The sequence below is a fragment of the Prochlorococcus sp. MIT 1318 genome, from assembly GCF_047304505.1.
In the GTDB taxonomy this organism is placed as follows: domain Bacteria; phylum Cyanobacteriota; class Cyanobacteriia; order PCC-6307; family Cyanobiaceae; genus Prochlorococcus; species Prochlorococcus marinus_D.
Map to the genome: position 1 here is coordinate 898,957 of NZ_CP138958.1, position 19,974 is coordinate 918,930.

Annotated in this window: 21 protein-coding genes and 1 riboswitch; of the genes, 15 read left to right on the forward strand and 6 right to left on the reverse strand. The window is 53.6% G+C overall.

The window, feature by feature from the left end; all coding sequences use genetic code 11:
• Nucleotides 1–22: 22 nt before the first annotated feature.
• Entirely contained in the window at nucleotides 23–682 is a 660-nt protein-coding gene (locus tag SIB66_RS04435) for a DedA family protein (protein WP_063405650.1), read from the forward strand.
• A 10-nt stretch (nucleotides 683–692) separates the two neighbouring features.
• On the opposite strand, the gene SIB66_RS04440 is transcribed toward SIB66_RS04435, so the two are convergent.
• The gene (locus tag SIB66_RS04440) at nucleotides 693–1,079 is read right to left on the reverse strand and encodes a single-stranded DNA-binding protein (protein WP_011129520.1); all 387 of its coding nucleotides are present in this window, start codon (nucleotides 1,077–1,079) and stop codon (nucleotides 693–695) included.
• A gap of 143 nt (nucleotides 1,080–1,222) precedes the next feature.
• Here SIB66_RS04440 and SIB66_RS04445 point away from each other — a divergent pair, with 143 nt between their 5' ends.
• From SIB66_RS04445 to SIB66_RS04475, 7 genes are all read left to right on the forward strand, one after another.
• Complete coding sequence (locus tag SIB66_RS04445) at nucleotides 1,223–2,275, forward strand: rod shape-determining protein (RefSeq protein WP_063405651.1); 1,053 nt, start codon at nucleotides 1,223–1,225, stop codon at nucleotides 2,273–2,275.
• A gap of 4 nt (nucleotides 2,276–2,279) precedes the next feature.
• A complete protein-coding gene (mreC, locus tag SIB66_RS04450; protein WP_063405652.1) occupies nucleotides 2,280–3,023 on the forward strand; it encodes a rod shape-determining protein MreC in 744 nt (247 codons plus the stop codon).
• Complete coding sequence (locus SIB66_RS04455; RefSeq protein ID WP_063405694.1) at nucleotides 3,023–3,526, forward strand: hypothetical protein; 504 nt, start codon at nucleotides 3,023–3,025, stop codon at nucleotides 3,524–3,526. Before mreC ends, SIB66_RS04455 begins: the two co-directional genes overlap by 1 nt.
• A gap of 19 nt (nucleotides 3,527–3,545) precedes the next feature.
• Nucleotides 3,546–4,865, forward strand: a complete 1,320-nt coding sequence (locus SIB66_RS04460) for an ABC transporter substrate-binding protein (protein WP_063421400.1) — start codon at nucleotides 3,546–3,548, stop codon at nucleotides 4,863–4,865.
• 131 nt (nucleotides 4,866–4,996) lie between these two features.
• Nucleotides 4,997–5,893 carry a response regulator transcription factor RpaB gene (gene rpaB / locus SIB66_RS04465; protein WP_063421402.1) on the forward strand — a complete coding sequence of 299 codons (897 nt, stop codon included), beginning with the start codon at nucleotides 4,997–4,999 and terminating at the stop codon, nucleotides 5,891–5,893.
• 46 nt (nucleotides 5,894–5,939) lie between these two features.
• Nucleotides 5,940–7,466 (forward strand): lysine--tRNA ligase, encoded by a 1,527-nt coding sequence (gene lysS, locus SIB66_RS04470; protein WP_236070074.1) that lies wholly within the window; start codon nucleotides 5,940–5,942, stop codon nucleotides 7,464–7,466.
• Nucleotides 7,467–7,525: 59 nt separating this feature from the next.
• Entirely contained in the window at nucleotides 7,526–7,789 is a 264-nt protein-coding gene (locus SIB66_RS04475; RefSeq protein ID WP_006042532.1) for a hypothetical protein, read from the forward strand.
• Between the two features lies 1 nt (nucleotide 7,790).
• Here the strand turns inward: SIB66_RS04475 and SIB66_RS04480 are convergent, their stop codons facing one another.
• Genes SIB66_RS04480 through egtB form a run of 4 tightly spaced genes read right to left on the reverse strand, consistent with a single transcriptional unit; the run spans nucleotide 7,791 to nucleotide 10,657 of the window.
• Complete coding sequence (locus tag SIB66_RS04480; RefSeq protein WP_063405656.1) at nucleotides 7,791–8,273, reverse strand: hercynine metabolism protein; 483 nt, start codon at nucleotides 8,271–8,273, stop codon at nucleotides 7,791–7,793.
• Nucleotides 8,270–8,500, reverse strand: coding sequence for a hercynine metabolism small protein (locus tag SIB66_RS04485; protein WP_063405657.1), 231 nt, complete (start codon nucleotides 8,498–8,500; stop codon nucleotides 8,270–8,272). Before SIB66_RS04485 ends, SIB66_RS04480 begins: the two co-directional genes overlap by 4 nt.
• A 25-nt stretch (nucleotides 8,501–8,525) precedes the next feature.
• Nucleotides 8,526–9,479 carry an L-histidine N(alpha)-methyltransferase gene (gene egtD / locus SIB66_RS04490; protein WP_063405658.1) on the reverse strand — a complete coding sequence of 318 codons (954 nt, stop codon included), beginning with the start codon at nucleotides 9,477–9,479 and terminating at the stop codon, nucleotides 8,526–8,528.
• Nucleotides 9,476–10,657 (reverse strand): ergothioneine biosynthesis protein EgtB, encoded by a 1,182-nt coding sequence (egtB, locus tag SIB66_RS04495; RefSeq protein ID WP_063405659.1) that lies wholly within the window; start codon nucleotides 10,655–10,657, stop codon nucleotides 9,476–9,478. Before egtB ends, egtD begins: the two co-directional genes overlap by 4 nt.
• A 1,085-nt stretch (nucleotides 10,658–11,742) precedes the next feature.
• Here egtB and SIB66_RS04500 point away from each other — a divergent pair.
• Both SIB66_RS04500 and SIB66_RS04505 read left to right on the forward strand, forming a co-directional pair.
• The gene (locus tag SIB66_RS04500; protein WP_413410267.1) at nucleotides 11,743–12,030 is read left to right on the forward strand and encodes a hypothetical protein; all 288 of its coding nucleotides are present in this window, start codon (nucleotides 11,743–11,745) and stop codon (nucleotides 12,028–12,030) included.
• A 92-nt stretch (nucleotides 12,031–12,122) separates the two neighbouring features.
• Nucleotides 12,123–14,015 carry a serine/threonine protein kinase gene (locus tag SIB66_RS04505; protein ID WP_063405661.1) on the forward strand — a complete coding sequence of 631 codons (1,893 nt, stop codon included), beginning with the start codon at nucleotides 12,123–12,125 and terminating at the stop codon, nucleotides 14,013–14,015.
• A 144-nt stretch (nucleotides 14,016–14,159) separates the two neighbouring features.
• Here the strand turns inward: SIB66_RS04505 and smpB are convergent, their stop codons facing one another.
• Nucleotides 14,160–14,657 (reverse strand): SsrA-binding protein SmpB, encoded by a 498-nt coding sequence (smpB, locus tag SIB66_RS04510; RefSeq protein WP_011129533.1) that lies wholly within the window; start codon nucleotides 14,655–14,657, stop codon nucleotides 14,160–14,162.
• 51 nt (nucleotides 14,658–14,708) lie between these two features.
• Here smpB and ruvB point away from each other — a divergent pair, with 51 nt between their 5' ends.
• From ruvB to thiC, 5 genes are all read left to right on the forward strand, one after another.
• Entirely contained in the window at nucleotides 14,709–15,767 is a 1,059-nt protein-coding gene (ruvB, locus tag SIB66_RS04515) for a Holliday junction branch migration DNA helicase RuvB (RefSeq protein WP_063405662.1), read from the forward strand.
• Nucleotides 15,764–16,576: a tetratricopeptide repeat protein gene (locus tag SIB66_RS04520; protein ID WP_063405663.1), complete on the forward strand. Its 813-nt coding sequence runs from the start codon at nucleotides 15,764–15,766 to the stop codon at nucleotides 16,574–16,576. Before ruvB ends, SIB66_RS04520 begins: the two co-directional genes overlap by 4 nt.
• Nucleotides 16,573–17,769, forward strand: a complete 1,197-nt coding sequence (locus SIB66_RS04525) for an amidohydrolase (protein WP_063405664.1) — start codon at nucleotides 16,573–16,575, stop codon at nucleotides 17,767–17,769. The genes SIB66_RS04520 and SIB66_RS04525 overlap by 4 nt, the downstream gene beginning before the upstream one ends.
• Nucleotides 17,766–17,984, forward strand: a complete 219-nt coding sequence (locus SIB66_RS04530) for a DUF3188 domain-containing protein (protein WP_063405665.1) — start codon at nucleotides 17,766–17,768, stop codon at nucleotides 17,982–17,984. Before SIB66_RS04525 ends, SIB66_RS04530 begins: the two co-directional genes overlap by 4 nt.
• A gap of 134 nt (nucleotides 17,985–18,118) precedes the next feature.
• A riboswitch (TPP riboswitch) is annotated at nucleotides 18,119–18,222 on the forward strand.
• A 44-nt stretch (nucleotides 18,223–18,266) separates the two neighbouring features.
• On the forward strand, nucleotides 18,267–19,667 hold the full coding sequence (thiC, locus tag SIB66_RS04535; RefSeq protein ID WP_063405666.1) for a phosphomethylpyrimidine synthase ThiC: 1,401 nt from the start codon (nucleotides 18,267–18,269) through the stop codon (nucleotides 19,665–19,667).
• Nucleotides 19,668–19,974: the final 307 nt, after the last annotated feature.

Here is a 19,974-nt window from a genome sequence, read left to right on the forward strand (position 1 = left end):
TGCCTGGTGATGCGTAGGCTCCATGGGGCTTTCTGAACTGATTACTCAGTTGCCGGAGATGATCGGCCAGGCGGTGGAGGCCAACCAGTGGATGGGTTATGGCGCGATATTCGCAGCCATGTTTCTGGAAAATCTCTTTCCACCGATCCCATCCGAGTTGATCATGCCTCTTGGCGGTTTCTACGTGCAGCAGGGGCAGCTGCAGTTCTTACCAGTGGTGTTGGCCGGTTTGTTGGGCACCTTGTTGGGGGCTCTCCCTTGGTATGGCATTGGGCGGGTTATCAATGAGCAAAGGCTTGAGGTTTGGCTCAGCCGACATGGTCGTTGGATCGGTATCAGTCCGGCAGAACTTGCGCGCAGCCGTCGTTGGTTTAATCGTTATGGCACGGCGTTGGTGTTTTGGGGACGGCTAGTGCCTGGCATTCGTACCTTGATCTCTGTGCCTGCAGGCATTGAATTGATGCCTTTCGCACCTTTCCTGATCTGGACAACAGCAGGCAGCCTGATCTGGACTTTGCTACTCACCCTGGCTGGGTTGGGGCTTGGGGAGGGGTACAGCAATGTGGAGCTGTGGATAGATCCTGTCTCCAAGGTTGTTAAGGGGGCCCTGGTTATTGCGGTGTTGGCTGCAGTGATGTGGCTGGGCCTGCGCATTTGGCGCAGGCGTCATCACACTCATTGATCAATGAGTCTTAAAAGGGGACTTCCTCTTCACTTGGGCCGTCCCCAAATCCCCCTCCGCCAAAGTTGCTCGCTTCTGCATCACGTTTGGAACCTAGAAGTTCTAGACGGTCCACACGCACAACAGGCTTGGTTCGCTCTTCTCCGGTGTTGCGATCGGTCCAGCGATCCAGTTTGAAGCTACCGATGATACCCAGCAGAGATCCTTTTTTGACATAATCCGCCGCGACTTGAGCCTGTTTGCCCCAGATCTCTAGGTTGAACCAGTCTGGTTCGTCGTCGCGACTGCGACGGTTCACGGCCATGGTGAGGTTGGCGACAACCGTTCCCGATTCGAAGTAGCGAACTTCTGGATCACGGCCTGCTCGACCGACGAGTGTGACGGAATTTACGCTCATGAATGAAACCTATTTGTTTGAGTTTGGTCAATGATGCGCCACGGTTTAAGTGGCTGCTTATAAGGAGTTCCACCCTCATCGCTGGGTGTAACAAGCTGCATTGGCTACGACACCTATGATTCGCCGACTTGAGTCCAGCGCTTGTGTTTTTTCGTCGCTTTCAACTGTCACGCGACATCGGCATTGATCTTGGTACGGCCAATACCCTGATTTACGTGTCGGGCAAAGGGATTGTGCTTCAGGAGCCCTCTGTTGTAGCCCTGGACTTGGAGAACGGTGTGCCTCTGGCGGTGGGTGACGATGCCAAGTTGATGCTTGGTCGCACCCCTGGCAATATTCGAGCCGTGCGTCCACTGCGCGATGGCGTGATCGCCGATTTCGATGCAGCTGAGCAGATGCTGAAGACCTTCATTCAGAAGGGCAATGAAGGTCGAGGCATTGTGGCTCCTCGCTTGGTGGTGGGTATCCCGAGCGGAGTGACCGGTGTCGAACGGCGTGCCGTGCGGGAGGCAGGTATGGCAGGAGCTCGGGAAGTTCATCTGATTGATGAGCCTGTTGCAGCCGCCATTGGAGCTGGTCTTCCTGTTACTGAGCCGATTGGAACGATGATCGTTGATATAGGAGGAGGCACAACCGAGGTGGCGGTGCTCAGCTTGGGAGGAACTGTCTTGAGTGAGTCGGTTCGAGTGGCCGGTGATGAAATTAGTGATGCCATTGGGGTTTATTTGAAGAAGGTTCACAACCTTGTCGTCGGTGAGCGCACGGCCGAGGAGATCAAGATCCGCATTGGCTCCGCTTTCCCCAATCACGAGTTTGATCAGCAGGCCATGGATGTGCGGGGGCTGCATCTGCTCTCCGGTCTGCCACGTTCGATCAGTTTGCAGGCAGGAGACTTGCGGGAGGCGATAGCAGAACCCCTCAACGTGATTGTGGAGGCCGTGAAGCGCACCCTTGAGCGCACACCACCAGAATTAGCTGCTGACATTGTTGACCGTGGCATCATGCTTGCTGGTGGAGGAGCCTTGGTGCGCGGGATAAGCGATTTAATTAGCCATGAGACAGGCATCTTTACTCATGTCGCAGAGGATCCATTGTTGTGTGTGGTCAATGGTTGTGGTCAGGTCCTCGAGGATTACAAGCGACTTCGCAGGGTGCTTGATACTCCGGAATTCACTCGCTCTTCAATGACGGCTTGAATCGATGGGGGGTTCCCCGTGGCAGGCATCTTTCCGTTGGTGGCGTTGGCGTGGAGTGTTGCCTTGGTTGTTGTTAGTGGCAGCGCTTGGTTTGGTGCGTTGGAGTAAAGGAGCCGGTTTTGCCGATGCTTATGCCCTTCTTAGTCGGCCGTTTTGGCCTGGATCAGCCCAGCGAGAATGGATCCAGTCTGGTATTCAGCTCGAGCAACAGAGCAAACTTCGGTTGCTTGAGCAGGACAATCAAAGACTTCGCGGGTTGCTTGCTCTTGGTCAGGCCTCAGGATCTGGTCGCCTTTCCGCGGCTGTGATTTCCCGTACCCCGAAGGGGTGGTGGCAGCAACTGGAACTGGGCAAGGGGCGATTGCATGGCATTGCTCAGGGTGATGCTGTGATGGGGCCAGGAGGATTACTGGGGAGAATTCAAAGTGTCACCCCTGCCACTGCACGTGTTCAACTGCTCACTGCGCCAGGTAGTCGGGTGGGAGTTTGGATACCGCGAACCAAGCGTCATGGACTCTTGGTTGGTGTGGGTACGAGTAGGCCTCAGTTGGAGTTTCTCGATAAGAATCCCTATGCAGTGCCAGGTGATCTTGTCAGCATTTCGCCTGCCAGCACATTGTTGCCCGCCGGCCTGCCTGTAGGGGTGATTCAGAAAGTGGATGACCGAGCAGTTCCGGCTCCTCGTGCAGCTGTGCAGTTAATCGCTGCACCAGAAGCCATCGATTGGGTGCAGGTGCAGATTCGCTGATGGCGCGCCTTCATCAGCAACCGATTTGCTTGGCTTCAAGCCTCTTCGTGCCTTGGCTAACCCTCGCTTCACCGACCTGGTTGAACCTTTCTGGGGTAGGTCCGTGCTGGGCGGTGTTGTGGTTGTTGCCTTGGGCCCTTGTTGATGGACCTGTCTCTGGACTCACTGCTGGCCTTTGTCTTGGCTTGGTATTGGATGGCCTTAACCTTGGTGGTGCAAGTCAACTGCCGGCGTTGATGGCGCTTGGATGGTGGTGGGGGCGGCTAGGCAGGCGTGCTCCACCGATTCAGGGCAGTTTCAATCTCGGATTATTGGCATGGATAGGTACAGCTCTGGTTGGTTTGAGTCTTTGGTTGCAAACGCTTTTGATTCAGTTCGATAGCTCGGTGTCTTGGCTTCAGGCCTGGGGGTTGCATACCTTTTTGGCACAGTCGTTGATTACTGGTTTGGTTGCTCCTCTGCTGGTGTCATGGATGCTGTTGATTTGGCGTCGGCTGGCTTGAGCTTGAAGAGGTCATGAGAATGCTGCGGTCACGAAGAAAGGTTTTTGTTGCAGGCCTTGTGGTGCTTGGTGCAGCCTTGATTGGTTTGGGTTGTCGACCGAAGCAGGGATCTTCAACTGATTTGCAGCTCTGGACGTTGCAACTGGCGCCGAAGTTCAACCCCTATATGGAGGGGGTCATCAAAAACTGGCAGCAGAATCACCCCGGCGCGCTGGTGCGTTGGACAGATCTCCCCTGGGGATCAGTAGAGCGCAAGTTATTGGCTGCGGTGTTCGCGCGTACCGCACCAGACGTGGTCAATCTCAATCCCCCCTTTGCTGCAAATCTTGCCAGCAAAGGGGGGATTAGGGATCTGACGTCTTTGCTTCCAGACGATGCAGCCTACCGCTACCTTCCCTCGGTTTGGGAGTCTGGCCTGGATGCTGAGGGGCGACAGATCGCCATTCCTTGGTATCTCACGGTACGGCTGAGTTTGGTTAACCAGCAGTTGTTGCGACAAGCCGAACTTGATGCTCCACCTCGACGTTGGCAGGATGTACCTTCCTATGCGCGCCGCATTCGTGAGCGCACAGGTCGCTATGGCCTATTCGTCACTGTGGTCCCTGACGATTCGACTGAACTGCTTGAGTCGATGGTTCAGATGGGAGTCACTTTGCTGGATTCTCGGAGGCGGGCTGGTTTTGCTACTCCAAAGGGTCAACGTGCTTTTGCCTTCTGGACCGATCTTTATCGGCAAGGTCTCCTGCCTCGAGAGGTGATAAGCCAGGGTCAGAAGCGAGCGATAGAGCTTTATCAGAGCGGTGAGTTGGCCATGTTGGCGAGCGGGGCTGAATTTCTACGCACGATCCAGACAAACGCTCCGGCTGTGGCCAGGGTGACTAACTCCTATCCACCGCTTGTCGGTAGTGATGGCAATGCGAATGTCGCTGTGATGACGTTGGTTGTGCCTCGTCAGAGCAGGCGCCCGCAGGAAGCCGTTGATTTTGCCTTGTTTCTAACCAATGGGGTTAATCAGGTAACTTTTGCGCAGCAAGCCAAGGTGTTGCCATCGTCTAGAAACGCTTTGCGACAGGTTCAGATTGCTCTTAAGGCTGAGAGCCCCGAGTCGCGTGAGGCTGCTCAGATCCGCTCTGCTAGAGCATTGTCTGCCAAGACTTTGAAGCGCGGGAAAGTTTTGGTTCCGGCTTTGCCGGGGATCAAGCGTCTGCAGAGCATTATTTATACCCAGTTACAGCGGGCGATGCTCGATCAGATCAGCAGCGATGAGGCTGTGGAAGAGGCTGCTCGTCAGTGGAACCGCTACGCAGAAGCTAGATGGCCCCAAAGTGACACCAATTAGTCATTGATGCCTAAGTATAAGTACCTTTTAATTCTTAAATAAATAGAAAAACTGCTATTTCTCAAGCTCGTTAGCGATTTTTGCTCAAGGCGGAAGGTTAAGGTTGTGTTTCTTCATGAGGAAATGCTCATATGTCACATCCTGGGGGTTTATCTCAGTACCAAAGCAATGATGGGTCTGAGACGCAGGCTCCCGGGAATCCGAAGGCAACAATCCTTGTCGTTGACGATGAGCCAGCAGTCCTCCGGATCTTGGTCATGCGACTTCAACTGGCTGGCTATCGGGTGATTTGTGCTGAAGATGGGGAAGAGGCTCTTGAGATTTTTCATCGAGAACAGCCTGATTTGCTTGTGCTCGATGTGATGCTTCCCAAGATGGATGGTTTTGCTGTTTGTAGAAGGCTTAGGGCTGAGTCTTGTGTGCCGATTATTTTCCTCTCAGCATTAGAGGCCATTTCTGAACGTGTAGCTGGACTTGATCTTGGGGCAGATGATTACATTCCTAAACCCTTTAGTCCCAAGGAACTTGAGGCTCGTATTGCCACGATTCTGCGTCGGGTTGGTCCAGGTTCCGCTACGGCTGAAATCAGAGATCTGCCAGTTGGGCAGGGTGTTCTGCGAGTTGGTGATTTGGTAGTTGACACCAATCGCCGCCAGGTGAGTCGTGCAGGAGAGCGTATTGGCCTCACCTACACCGAATTCAGTCTTTTGGAACTGTTGTTCCGTGAACCTGGACGGGTGGTACCCAGGGCCGAAATCTTGGAGCAGCTTTGGGGTTATCCCCCTCGCCGGGCGGCCGACTTGCGTGTGGTCGATGTTTATGTAGCTCGTTTGCGTGGCAAGCTCGAGCCAGACCCGCGCAATCCAGAGCTAATCCTTACGGTTCGTGGAATTGGTTACTCCTCCCAGCGCGTTGGGGATATGCCTGCTTCTGCTTCTGCTTCTGCTTCTGCTTCTGCTTCTGCTTCTGCTTCTGCTTCTGCTTCTGCTTCTGCTCCTGCTCCTGCTTCGGTTGCCGTTGCGAGTTGATTAAGTCGATGGGGTGAGTAGAGCAACGACTCCATCGACCGGCAAGATGGCGAGGTCAGTCCTGAGTGCCTTGTCTGAGCTGCGTGAGACTCGCCTGGAAAAGGCACAAACCCTCAAAGAGCTGGGGAATGGGCCTTATGCCCTGCGCTTTGAGTCAAGCCATCGCACCGCTAACTTGCAGGCGGATCATGCTGATTTGGCCAAGGGGGAGGAGAGGCTTCTCACTGTGTCTGTGGCTGGTCGGGTGATGACCCGTCGTGTCATGGGCAAGTTGGCTTTCTATACCTTGGCGGATGAGACCGGCACGATTCAGTTGTATTTGGAGAAGGCCACCATTGATGCGGCTGCATCAAATGAGCTGGCTTCAGGAACTTTTGTTCAGCTCACCACCCTTGTTGACGCGGGCGACTGGATTGGGGTCACAGGCGTGCTTCGTCGCACTGACCGTGGTGAGCTTTCGGTGAAGGTTCAGCACTGGCAGATCTTGAGCAAATCATTGCAACCCTTGCCGGATAAGTGGCACGGTTTAGCTGATGTGGAGAAGCGCTATCGGCAACGCTATCTGGATTTGATCGTGTCGCCTCAGTCGCGTGAGACTTTTCGCCGTCGGGCATTGATGGTGAGTGCAATCCGTCGATGGCTCGATGATCGTGCCTTCTTGGAAATCGAAACACCGGTGCTTCAGGCTGAGGCCGGTGGCGCCGAAGCTAGGCCATTCATTACTCACCACAACACACTCGATCTTCCTCTTTATCTGCGTATTGCCACAGAGCTGCATCTTAAGAGGCTTGTGGTTGGTGGATTTGAGCGGGTCTATGAGCTTGGGCGCATCTTTCGTAACGAGGGGATGAGTACCCGCCACAACCCTGAATTCACTTCTGTAGAGGTCTATCAGGCCTATGCGGATTACATCGACATGATGGGCCTTACTGAGCAGCTGATTTCCTCAGTTTGTACTCAGATCTGTGGGTCTACGAGGATCACTTATCAAGGCATAGAAATCGACCTAACGCCCCCTTGGCGGAGAGCCAGCATGCACGAACTGGTGCAAGAGGCGACGGGGCTTGATTTCATGGGTTTTAAAGACCGTGCGGTAGCGGCTTCGGCTATGGCGAGGGCAGGTCTAGAGGTGCCGTCTAAGGCCGATAGTGTGGGCCGCTTGCTTAATGAGGTCTTTGAACAAGCAGTGGAGGTAAGTCTGATTCAGCCAACATTTGTGCTCGATTATCCGATTGAGATCTCGCCTCTTGCCCGACAACATCGCAGCAAACCAGGATTGGTCGAGCGCTTTGAATTGTTCATTGTGGGTCGGGAAACAGCCAATGCTTTTAGTGAGTTAATCGATCCCCTTGATCAGCGTCAGCGGCTTGAGGCTCAGCAAGCACGTCGTCAGGCTGGGGACCTTGAGGCTCATGGGGTTGATGAGGATTTCCTTCAGGCTCTTGAGGTGGGCATGCCCCCTACCGGTGGCTTGGGTATTGGCATCGATCGCTTAGTGATGTTGTTCACCGATAGCCCTTCAATACGTGATGTGATTGCTTTCCCTCTGCTTCGACCGGAGCTCAAAACTTAATCTTCAACGTCGGGAACCGTCGCAGTGGATAATTAACTCAATGGCATGGTCCTATTTCTATGAGTGGCGAGCGCGTAGGTTTCCGCTTCAAACACGCCGATGCGGTGGTCAAGCGCAATCCCCAGGGTCGATCCAGGCGCGGGTGGGTGATGGAACCCGTTGAGCAGACCACCAGTCGCGGCACCAAGATGCCCGCCTATCGCATTCGCTGGCGTGATAGTGAGCGTCCAGAAATTGTGCTTCAGCACATGCTGATTGCTGATCCAGACCCAACTCCTCCTCCGGAGAACGTGAGTCTTGAGCCTCCGGCCCCAAAAGCCTGACTTAATTGGTCTTGTCGCGTTTTCGCATGAGCTCTTGCAGTTCTTGTTGGGCTGCAAATCGTGTCCAGTCCTCTTCAAGAGTGGAGCTATCTCTTGCTGACTGTTCAGAAAGTGCGCAAAATTTCTGCTCGACGTCTTTGAAGCGATTGCCCAGTTGATCCAAATCGGACCATAGTTGCCGACCCTGCTTCATTAAATCGGCTATGTGTTGATCGGCCCGATCGGCCAGGGCCGAGGCTCCTGCCTTTCTGGCACGATTCGATCGAGTGCTCCACTCCCGAACTGTGCCGGCAAGGGTGAGGAGTTGCCGGCGAAGTTCCTCTGCTTCTTCTTGAAGTTGCTGTCGCTGCCTTTTCAGGTTTTGGTAATGGTCTTTTTGGTGTTGTTGGTGGAGGAGTAACTCCTGATATGGATTCTCGCGGAGGAAGTCGGTCAACCTCTCCTCTAAGACTCGTTCCAGTTCGTCGAGCCAGGTTGCGCTCATGACTGATCTGGGGCACGAGTGATCAGTGGGGCTTCGATCTCTTCTTGCAGGGGTTTGATAGCGCCCTCACGCGAGTGCAGTAACAGTTGGGTGAGTTTTGCCAAGCTTCCTTCCCCTAGGTCAAGCACTGTCAGTCGTTCAAAAGCCCTTCGGTAGATTGCTTCTAGCTCCCGGATCAGGCTTTCACGTTCTTGTCGCACGTTCTGGCGTTGCTGCTCTCGGCTCATTTAGCACTTCTTCTTTCTGCTCAGCTCAGTCTGACGGTTCCAGCAGATGCAGCGAGAGTGAATCGGCAGAGTCGTGCCATCTTTGGTTGATTTTCCAGCCCGCCTTTTCAGCCAGTCTGGCTGCCTCTTGTGGGTTGTATTTGACGCTGTATTCGGTGATGAGTGGTTCTCCGGCGCTGAATAACCAGGTGCTGTTGTCAATCACGATTGTTTGACTGCAGCGGCTCACTAGAGCCATTTCGATGCGATGAAACTCCTCTTGCCAACGGGCTCGATAAGAGAAGTGGTCCGGTCTGAAATCTGCTTCCAGCTCACGATTGAGACGATGCAACAGGTTGCGCGCGAAAGCTGCTGAGATGCCTGCCGCATCATTGTAGGCAGCCTCGAGCTGGATTGGATCACGGGGTTGGTCGAGACCGAGCAGCAGGGGACCACCTCCAAGCAGCTTTCGGAACCGACGAAGCACTGCCACTGCTTCTTTTGGTGTGAAGTTGCCGAGGGAGCTGCCGGGGAAAAAGCCGATGCAGCGTACACCCTCGAGCAGGGGGTGGGGCGGTAGCGTTTGCATGCTGCTGTGGTCGCAGCAGATACCTAGTATTGACACCATGGGATAGGTGCTTGCGAGTCTGTTTAGCGAATCCCTTAGAGCTGCTTGGCTGATGTCCAGGGCCACAAAGGTTGACGGCCGGATTGCGTTGAGTAGGGGGGAAACCTTGCGGGCATTGCCGATGCCGAATTCCACGATGACGCCATCTCCTACGGCTTTGGCAATGGCTGGTGCATTCTCCTCCAGTAGTTTGATCTCTGTGCGGGTTAGGCCGTATTCAGGTTGTTCGCAGATCTGGGCAAATAGGCGTGATCCTTTCGCGTCGTACAACACCCAAGCTGGCAGTTGCCGCGGCTGGCATTTGAACCCTGACTGCACCAGCTGCTTCAGATCCGCAGGGGCGGGATGTAGGTCAATCAGCTCGATGCTCATCGGGCCAGGCGCAGTCCTGCTGCCATCCAACGGTTTGCTGGTGCAAAGAAGTTCCGGTAGGTGTCGCGCTCATGGCCTTCCGGTGTGAGCCAGCTGCTGCCGCGAAGAACAAACTGGGAGCTCATGAATTTTCCGTTGTATTCACCCACAGCGCCTGGGGCAGGAAGGAATCCCGGATAGGGCCTATAAGGACTTGCCGTCCATTGCCACAGCTTGCCGTGAGCATCGTGGATCAGAGGTTGATGCTGTTGTAGGGCCACTTCCCATTCCGCTTCGCTGGGCAATCGAGCACCACACCACCGTGCGTAGGCATCGGCTTCGAACCAGCTCAAATGGCGCACCGGTGCTTTTGGATTCAAGCGCCGCCTTCCTTCCAGGGTGAATTCTTCCTGCCATTGATCTGCAGGCCCGTCGCCGCGCCAGTAGCGGGGAGCCTGCCATCCCAGTTGTTGTTGTACGGCCCAGCCCTCACTCATCCAAAGTTCTGGGCGCTGATACCCCCCATCTGCGATAAAGCACCTGAAGTCGTCGTTGCACACCAAATGATCCATCAGGGCAAAGGCCTCCAGCCAGATGCGATGCGACGGTCCCTCGTTGTCAAAATGGAATCCTGCGCCAGCATGGCCGATTTCATAGAGACCTCCATCGCAGGAGATCCAGCGGGCTTGGGTTGGCTCTAAAGGTCCCAGATGATGATCGGCGCCAGTTTGATAAGCAGGCTCTAACGGTTGTCGGCTGAAGCCATCCAAGAGATCCATCAACAGCAATTCCTGATGCTGCTGTTCGTGATGTAGACCCAGTTCTGCCAGTTGCTGGATGTCTTCTTGGTCAGCGTCCGGGGAGGTCAGGAGTTGCGTTAATGCAGCGTCCACCCGTTGCCGCCACGCCAAGACCTCCCTGATTGTCGGCCGGGTCAGGACACCCCGTGAGGGTCTTGGATGGCGTGCCCCGGCCGCTTCGTAATAGGAGTTGAATTGATAACTCCAGCGGGGATCACAGCCTTCGTAGCCTTTGAGATAGGGCTGAAGCAAAAAGGTATCGAAGAACCAGGTGGTGTGAGCAAGGTGCCATTTCGGCGGACTTGCATCGGCCATGCCCTGAAGGCAGAGATCTTCCGGTTCGAGGGGTGCAACCAGCGATTCACTTCGCTGACGCACTGCCAAGAGCAGGTTCAGCATGAGGAAACGGTTTTACTGATCCCCACTTGTGCGCCCAAGCACCACGGCCGAATGGATCTGGTCATAGAAAAGCTCTTGGTCACCGAAGGGCACTGATAGGGAAAGTTCCCTTGGAAAAACGATCCAGGCAATCTACTGAGTGGCATCGATCGATCTGATCGCACAAAATGTTGGGTTCGCGTGTTCTGCTTGGGTTGAATTGGTCATCAGTCAGGGCGGTTGAAGTTTCTGTTTCGACTTGAAAATTAAAGTGTAAAGTTTGAAGGCCGCTGAATCCATTATTTTCCGCGTTCATTGTGATTCAGCCTCTAGGCTTTGTGCTGTTATTTGTGCTCTTAGTGCTTGATCCGAGGCTATCTTTTGTCTGGCTGTGGCGTTATAATTTGTTGCCCTTGAATATTAATTCGCGCTGAATAATCCGTTATTGGTTGCGCTTGGCTGCTCTGAGATGTGCGTATGAAAAGCCTTTAATTGCAATGAGTTTTTAATAATAGGACTTTCCATTGTCTATTTTTGTGATGATTTCTTTTGGTTAATATGGTTACGTATTTGGGCTGGCTTCTAGTGCAGTCGTTTGTTCAGGTTGGTTCGGTAGAGCAGAATTTTTTGTGGTTCTGGCAAGCGCGGTTTTGCGATTGCAATTATTTATATCCGTGCGGCTGCGGGTATAGCATTTGGTCTGATCATTGTTGTTCTATCTTTTGAGCTTGGAATAATCTTGCCTTTTTCAATGTTTGGCTTTGGTGAGCTTTTGATGCTTTCAAGGGATTTTCTAAGGCAGCATAATCTTGGCTAGGGTTAATGCTCTACATTGATAGCAGCAAGGTTGCAATAGAGTTTTGAGTTGCTTCATTCCCAGGATTGACGATTGGAGTTCTTGCCGTGTCGGGTACTTATAGACTTATGGAGTAGATGCTGATTTTGGCTTAGTTGCTCTTGCAATCATCTGGTTTGCAATTTCAAATGTATTTGCATCACCCTGTTTTTGTTGGATGAGTGATAGGACATGCAGGCATAGACCATCGCTTCTTGCGCTTCTCACGGCTGCATTTGCTTTGACTCTTATCGCGATTGATTCCTTGAAGTTGACTTCCCTCATTCTAGTCGCGATTGTAGCTGCATTCATATTGGCGGTGGCGGGCCCAGGCGTGGTGCTCGTTGACGAAGGTCTTTTAATGCGTTGTCAGGTGAGTAATGAAGCCAAGTCGCTGATGAATTTTTGCTGGGGACCGGTTACTGCTCCTGGGTTAATCACAGCTGTTTTCATGCATGGGGCTTCGGATGTGGCTTTGTCCATATTATTGTTGACAGTCGTGGACCTTTTTCTGCTGGTTTATGTCGATTTAATCATCCGCGATAAAGATTATTTTTAAGGCAATCTTTCTTCTGGAAACGAGTCGATTCTGCTGTTTAGCTTTGCGGAAGCGGTTGCAATGGATTGGCCATTAGTACGATCAGCCCATCAATGCTTCGGCGTCACGTGAGCGAACCCAGCGCCGTGGTTGCCGGCACTGTGCTGGCACAGCGCTATCGGTTGGATACGACCATCCAGAAGGCGATGCCGATCCAGGGTGTGCTTTGGCGTGGGGTCGACATCCTCGATGGTGAGAGATCGGTGGTGCTTCACCAAATCAGCGATGCCCCTACAAGGCAGCACTTTCAGAAGTTTTGGCCTGAGCTTCAATCCCTTTCCCATCCTCAGTTGCCGCGTTGTGGTGAATTGTTCGAGGCGGAGGTCAGCCTCTGGGCGGTGCGTTACTGGCAGGAGGGTGTGACTTACCGAAAGATTCAGCAGCATCGGGCCGAGCGTCAGTTGCTCTTCGGCGCTGGAGAAGTGTTGCAGTTGCTTTTGCAGCTGCTACCTCCTTTGATTGCCTTGCATGCCAAGGGGTTGGTGCATGGTGATATCAATCCCAGCGTCCTGTTGAGGCGTCATCAGGACGGCTTGTCGATTTTGTTGGACTTTGGCTTACTTCAGCCCCAAGGGATAACCCCTTGGGGTGGTGTGACTTCAGCGTATGCCTCAATTGCACAGAGCAGCACCGAACCAGCTGAAGCTTGGATGGATTTGCATGGCTTGGGCGTTACAGCACTGACTTTGCTGACTGGTCGTTGCCCCGAGGAACTTTGGAACAGTGATGTTCGGGCTTGGGTCTGGCCAGAGTCTTTTGAGCTGGATGGGTCTTTTCGCGATGTGTTGGAGCGAATGTTGAGTGAGGCTCCTGACCAGCGTTTTGAAAAGGCATCGGATGTGATTTCTGCCCTTCAAGCTGTGATCATGCCCGAAAGCATCGGCCCTAAGCTCATAGCAGATCGCCCTCTGGCACTCGCGCCTCAAGCAGTGCCTTTATCCGATCACCCCTCGAGTACGTCTCAATCGCTCTTGACGGAACATCGTTCTGCCCATCAGTCGCGGCGGCGGCGGCGGGCTGAAGAACGGGAGCAGGCTGCTGAAGGCAGACTTTGGTCTGTTGTAGGTGCCTTGTTGGCATCTGCATTGGTAGGTACGGCGATTGGCTGGTTCTTGCTCAGCCGTAGTTCCCCGCTAGGGATGGATCCTGTCAGGGATAGAGATCTCGTGGGCAATGGCCCAGTGGAGAGCCCATCAGCAGTAGAGGTGGACAATCGGCAGCAGTTATTGAGTCGGCTGCGGGCTTTGCAGGTCAAACAAAGTTGGTTTCTGCAGTTGGTGGATGCCAGTGTGCTAGCTCGTTTCCCTCATAGAGGTGGTCCCTTCCCCTCCGATGCACTGGACGATGTTCCCTTGCGCCAGGCCTGGAATGACTTGGCGGAGGAATGGTTGGTCAGAATCGAACAGCTATCACCTCAGCTGCGCAGGCGTTTAGGTGAGTTGAAGAACACTGACTGGCAGGAGCAGCGTGAAGGTCTGAGCGAATTGGGGGTGCATGGTCGTGTGATTGAGCAGTTGGTTACAGCAGGAGCACAGAAATTGCTTTTGGGTTCGTTCAATGATCAGAAGCCTCCAGAGCCCTATTTGCAGTTTTGGTATGCGGCAGCTCTGCGCAGCCTGGCTGATGTGCAGATCGAAACCCTCAAGGTCAGACCTTCAACTCCCACTGAGTTTTCTTCAAGGGTTTCTCCTGGGGCTGCGCGCTTGATTTCTCTTCAGGTGCCTGCTGGGCATCGACTAGTACTAGAAATCAAGGGCACGCCGTTGATGCAGATGACCATCTATGGCTCGCAGGGCGATGTCATTGCCGAGCGCGGATCGTTGCGTATGGTGACCCTTGAGCCAGAAGCAGGCTCGCCTGTGCAAGTGCTGGTGACCAACGAGGGTTTGGCAACAGCTCTATTGACCCTCTCTTGTCGTGCCGATCCGCAAGCTTTTATGCCTTAAGCAGCTTTGAATCCGAATCCGTTGCCGGATACAGCTCATGGCTTCTTTGTTCGGTCAGAACACCCTTCTAGAACACCCAGATTGCCTCGCCTCGTGCTTCGGCGAAAGAAAACTTTCTTCAGCCTCCTTGACCCCCTTGGCTGATCAGTAGCGCGCCAGAGCGGACTTCACTTCTCGATCGGCTTGTTTGCGTTTCTCGTCTTGGCGTTTGTCGTGCAGTTTGCGACCTTTGCCCAGCCCAATAGTGAGTTTGATCCATGAACCCTTGAGATGAAGGTTGAGGGGAATCAGTGTGAGCCCTTTTCTGTCGAGTTGGCCGCGAAGTTTATCGATCTCACGGCGGTGCGCGAGCAGTTTGCGTGTTCGTAGGGGATCGTGATTGAAGTAGCTGCCGGCATGGCTATGAGGGGAGATATGAACATTGTGGAGCTGGAGTTCGCCCTTGCGAATCAGGCAGAAGCCATCGCGGAGATTGGCTTGGCCGGCCCGGATTGACTTGACTTCGGTTCCCACCAACTCAATGCCAGTTTCGAGGGTGTCGAGGATCTCGTATTGATGCCTTGCCAGACGGTTGTCCGCGAGTAGACGGTTGGCCGCGGCTCGAGCTGCAGCAGTCGCTTTTTTGTTTCCTCCCTTGGCCATCTGCATTTACCGATGCTTTCGACCCTATCCAGGGATCGGTACTCTTCCAACATGGCGATTGTGTCTTCCAGTGCTGGCCGAGCTGATTCCCAGCCGCCAGAAGCAAAGTCTCGGGTGGTAGATGCTTCCCCTTTGCCGGAAGAGGCCAGTCCAGCTCGAGAAGATGGGCTTAGGCCTAGGCGTTTGGAGGACTACATCGGTCAGCGTGAGCTTAAGCAGGTGTTGGGGATTGCCGTCAAGGCGGCAATGGGCAGAGGCGATGCTTTGGATCATGTTTTGCTCTACGGCCCTCCGGGCTTGGGTAAAACCACCATGGCCATGGTTTTGGCTGAAGAATTGGGTGTTAAGTGTCGGGTTACCAGTGCGCCTGCTCTCGAGCGCCCTCGTGACATCGTTGGTCTGTTGGTGAATCTGCAACCTCGCGAGGTTTTATTCATTGATGAGATTCATCGGCTCACAAGGGTTGCTGAGGAATTGCTTTATCCAGCAATGGAGGATAGGCGTCTCGATCTCACCGTGGGCAAGGGCAGTACCGCTCGCACCAGGGCATTGGAGCTGCCTCCGTTCACCCTGGTGGGTGCTACGACTCGCGCTGGTGCCCTGAGCTCGCCGCTGCGGGATCGTTTCGGTCTTATTCAACGATTGGAGTTTTATGGCCTGGAGGATCTGCAAGCGATTGTTGAGCGGGCGGCGGGGCTGCTGAGGTTGCACTTAACTGCGCAAGCCTGCCAGGAGATTGCTCGTCGTTGTAGGGGTACACCGAGGATCGCCAACAGATTGCTGCGACGGGTTCGTGATGTAGCGAGTGTCTGTGGCGGGGAGAGCTTGATCGATGCTGCATTGGTGGATGAGGCCCTTACTTTGCATCGAGTCGATGCTCGGGGTCTTGATGCCAGTGATCGGCGTTTGTTGGACTTGTTGCTGGAGTCTCATGGCGGCGGCCCGGTTGGTTTGGAGACTTTGGCTGCCGCTTTGGGAGAGGATCCAGCCACTCTTGAAGCAGTGGTAGAACCATTTCTGCTGCAGCTGGGTTTTTTGCAGCGAACTCCGCGTGGGCGCGTGGTGACTGGCGCGGGGCGACGCCATCTTGGTTGGCCGGAGTTGCCATGAGCGTTCTCCAGGAGTTGAAAAATTGGCTGCCTAGATGGTCAGGGTTGCTTTTAGTTGTGCTGGTGCTGGTCATGGATCCCGTCACTGGAGCAGCTACCCCATCACTTCAGCCTCTGTTTGAGCAGGCACTCGAGGCTTCTAGGCAAGGTGATTTTCAAGCAGCCCTACCTCTTTGGGATGAGTTTCTTGAGCTTGCGCCCGAGCAGCCTGCCGCGTGGAGCAATCGCGGCAATGTGAAGTTGATTTTGGGTGATCCCAAGGGTGCGATCGTTGATCAGACTAGGGCCATGGAATTGGCCCCAGCAGAGCTTGACCCTCATCTCAACCGTGGTATTGCTGAGGAGGTATTGCATCATTGGCAGCAAGCCGCTAGCGATTACAACTGGGTTCTTGAGCGCGATGCTGTCAATGCATCGGCTCTTTACAACCTGGGCAATGTATTGGGCTCTCAGGGCGACTGGTTGCAGGCAGAAGCTCTTTACAGAAAGGCCTCTGACGCCAGCCCAGACTTTGCTATGGCTAGCTCAAGCAAGGCGTTAGCGGTTTATCAGCTGGGCGACTTTGATCTGGCGGAGAAGGAACTGCGTGCATTGATTCGCCGGTATCCCATGTTTGCCGATCCCCGTGCGGCCCTTAGCGGTCTTTTATGGCATTACGGCTCATTTGGTGAAGCTGAAAGCCACTGGAATGCCGCAGTCGGGCTGGATAACCGCTATCGCCAACGGGATTGGTTGTTGCAGATCCGCCGATGGCCACCACAGCCCACGGCTGATCTGATGGATTTTCTTGCTTTGTTGGAGGCTCCATGACTCCTCTTCTTCATTGGAGCGAGCGTCTTGATCAAGTTTTGCCCGAGCTGATTGAGTTGCGGCGCCATCTGCATGCTCATCCAGAACTGAGTGGTGAGGAGCATCAGACGGCAGTCCTTGTAGCAGGTCAGTTGCGGGGGGATGGTTGGCGGGTGTCTGAGGGGGTTGGGCGCACAGGTGTGTTGGCGGAGTTGGGGCCAATCGGTGGTCCGTTTGTGGGCCTGCGGGTGGATATGGATGCTCTGCCAGTGGAAGAGCGCACAGGGCTTGTTTATGCCTCACGGCGAGAGGGGGTGATGCATGCCTGTGGCCATGATCTGCATACCTGCATTGGTCTTGGGGTTGCAAGGGTTTTGGCCAAAGAGGAGTCGATGCCAATAGGCGTAAGGCTGTTGTTTCAACCGGCAGAAGAATTGTGCGAAGGGGCTCGTTGGATGCGTATGGACGGGGCGACCGATGGCATCGAGGCCCTGTTTGGGGTTCATGTTTGTCCCGAATTGCCGGCTGGAAGTATCGGTGTACGCAGTGGGTGCTTGACGGCTGCGGCGGGAGAGCTGGATATCGAAGTGATCGGTGAAGGAGGCCACGGTGCAAGGCCTCATCAGGCTATGGATGCCATTTGGCTTGCCGCGCGAGTTGTTTGTGGACTGCAGGAGGCGATCAGTCGTCGCTTGGATGCTTTGCATCCTGTGGTAGTGAGTTTCGGGAAGATCGAAGGTGGTCAGGCTTTCAATGTGATTGCAGATCGAGTTCGGCTGCTGGGTACGGTCCGCTGTTTGGACGGGGCTGTTTTTGACAAGCTCCCAGCTTGGATCGAGCAGATTGTTCAGGCCATCTGTGGAAGTTTTGGGGCAGAGGCGATCGTGCGCTATCGCAGCATTACGCCGCCTGTTTACAACGATCCTGAACTCACAGACCTATTGGAAAGTTGTGCTATCTCTCAGATAGGAAAAGAGCGTGTGTCGCGGCTTGAACAACCCTCGCTTGGTGCTGAAGACTTTGCAGAACTACTGCAAAAGGTCCGTGGAACAATGTTCCGATTAGGGGTGAGCGGTCCTAATGGGTGCGCGCCTTTACACAATGGTCAGTTCTGCCTAGAGGAGAGCAGTCTTGGAGTTGGTATTCGGGTACTGACAGCGACCCTATTGGCCTGGATGGATGAGCGTTCAAGGCTGGCTTTGGAGAGGACATGAAGCTTCTTGGCTATCCCTTGCTATCTCTTGCAGCTCCTTTGCTGATCGTCTTGGCCATGCTTTGTTTGATGCATCGGCAGGGCAGCGATCGATTGCAGTCAATACCAGCAGCTTTGGTGGGTGCTGGTCTAATTATCAGCGGGGCTGTGGGCCGCCGCCGTCGCCGCAGCAAGCTGCTTGCAGCACTTCACAGCACCCAAACCGAGGAGCACTAGCACTGACTTCATGTTGAACACAGCCATGCCTTTATCACTGTTGGACCTTTAAGCGCTGCAGGACAAGATCCATGCGGTTTTGCACGTTTAGCGGAATGGATTGCGGCTCGGATCAAAAACCACTGCTAGGTTTTGCAAAACACTAGGGGTGCCACTCAGCAATCTCTGAGTGGCTGAGATCACACCCTCCGAACCTGATACGGGTTGTGCCGTCGCAGGGAAGTGAAATGACGTGATCATTGGTTTTTCGCCAAACCCTGGTATCCATTTCGCCTTTTGATCATGCGCGCCTCTTGGGTGGCTGCCCGTAAGGGTCAGGCCAATGTTTCGCAATTGCATTTCGCTCGACAGGGCGTTGTCACTCAAGAAATGGACTACGTGGCCAAGCGTGAAAACTTGCCTGAATCGCTTGTCATGGAGGAGGTGGCCCGGGGCAGGATGATTATTCCTGCCAACATCAATCATTCAAATTTAGAGCCGATGGCGATTGGTATCGCCTCCAGCTGCAAGGTGAATGCAAACATTGGCGCCTCACCTAACGCCAGTGATGTAGCTGAAGAGCTCAAGAAGCTCGAGCTGGCAGTTAAATATGGCGCAGACACCGTGATGGATCTGTCCACTGGAGGGGTCAATCTTGATGAGGTGCGCACGGCGATCATTAATGCTTCACCAGTGCCGATCGGCACTGTGCCTGTCTATCAGGCGTTGGAAAGCGTGCATGGCTCGATTGAGAAGCTCGACGAAGATGACTTCCTACACATCATTGAGAAGCATTGTCAGCAGGGTGTCGATTATCAAACCATTCACGCCGGTTTGTTGATTGAGCACCTTCCGTTGGTAAAGGGACGCCTGACAGGCATCGTCAGTCGCGGGGGTGGAATTCTTGCTCAGTGGATGCTTTATCACCACAGACAGAACCCTCTTTTTACCCGCTTTGACGACATCTGCGAGATCTTCAAGCGCTACGACTGCAGTTTTTCACTTGGCGATTCTCTCCGCCCTGGTTGTCAGCACGATGCTTCTGATGTAGCTCAACTTGCCGAGTTGAAGACCCTTGGAGAATTGACTAAGAGAGCTTGGGCACATGACGTGCAGGTGATGGTCGAGGGTCCTGGTCATGTACCAATGGATCAGATCGAATTCAATGTGCGCAAGCAGATGGAAGAGTGCAATGAGGCACCCTTTTATGTGCTTGGCCCTTTGGTGACAGACATCGCACCGGGTTATGACCACATCACGAGTGCCATCGGTGCGGCGATGGCAGGCTGGTATGGAACAGCGATGCTTTGTTATGTGACCCCGAAGGAGCATTTGGGTCTGCCAAACCCTGAGGATGTTCGTGAGGGCTTGATTGCCTACAAAATTGCCGCGCATGCCGCTGACATTGCTCGTCACCGGCCGGGTGCTCGAGATCGCGATGATGAATTAAGCCGAGCAAGGTACAACTTTGATTGGAACAAACAGTTTGAGCTTTCACTTGATCCAGAGCGAGCCAAGCAGTATCACGATGAAACTTTGCCAGCTGACATTTACAAGCAAGCTGAGTTTTGTTCAATGTGTGGTCCAAAGCATTGTCCAATGCAGACCAAAATTACGGATGAGGATCTTGAAGGGCTGGAGAAGGCGCTGGAAGTTAGAGTTGGATCAGAATTGGCTGGGGTGAAGATGGATAAGATTGAATGAGCATCGTCAAAAGAGTGAAAGCAATTTGCTTCACTCTTTTGACGATGCCATAGTGTTGAGTTTGTCAATTAGAGTATTTTATAAATCTGATAGCAAGTCATCGTTGATTGATATTTTGCCGGCAGGATGGACTTTCAGATACGCTTAAGCGCTTAATTTATATTTATGCCACTGATGAGGATTTATGATGTTTTGCAAATGACTAGCAGCTACAGATAATCTGCAATGAGGATGTCAAATAATTGATACAGATATAATGTAGCATTTGATTTTAAATTAATTTGCAACGAACCTTTTGGAAATTATT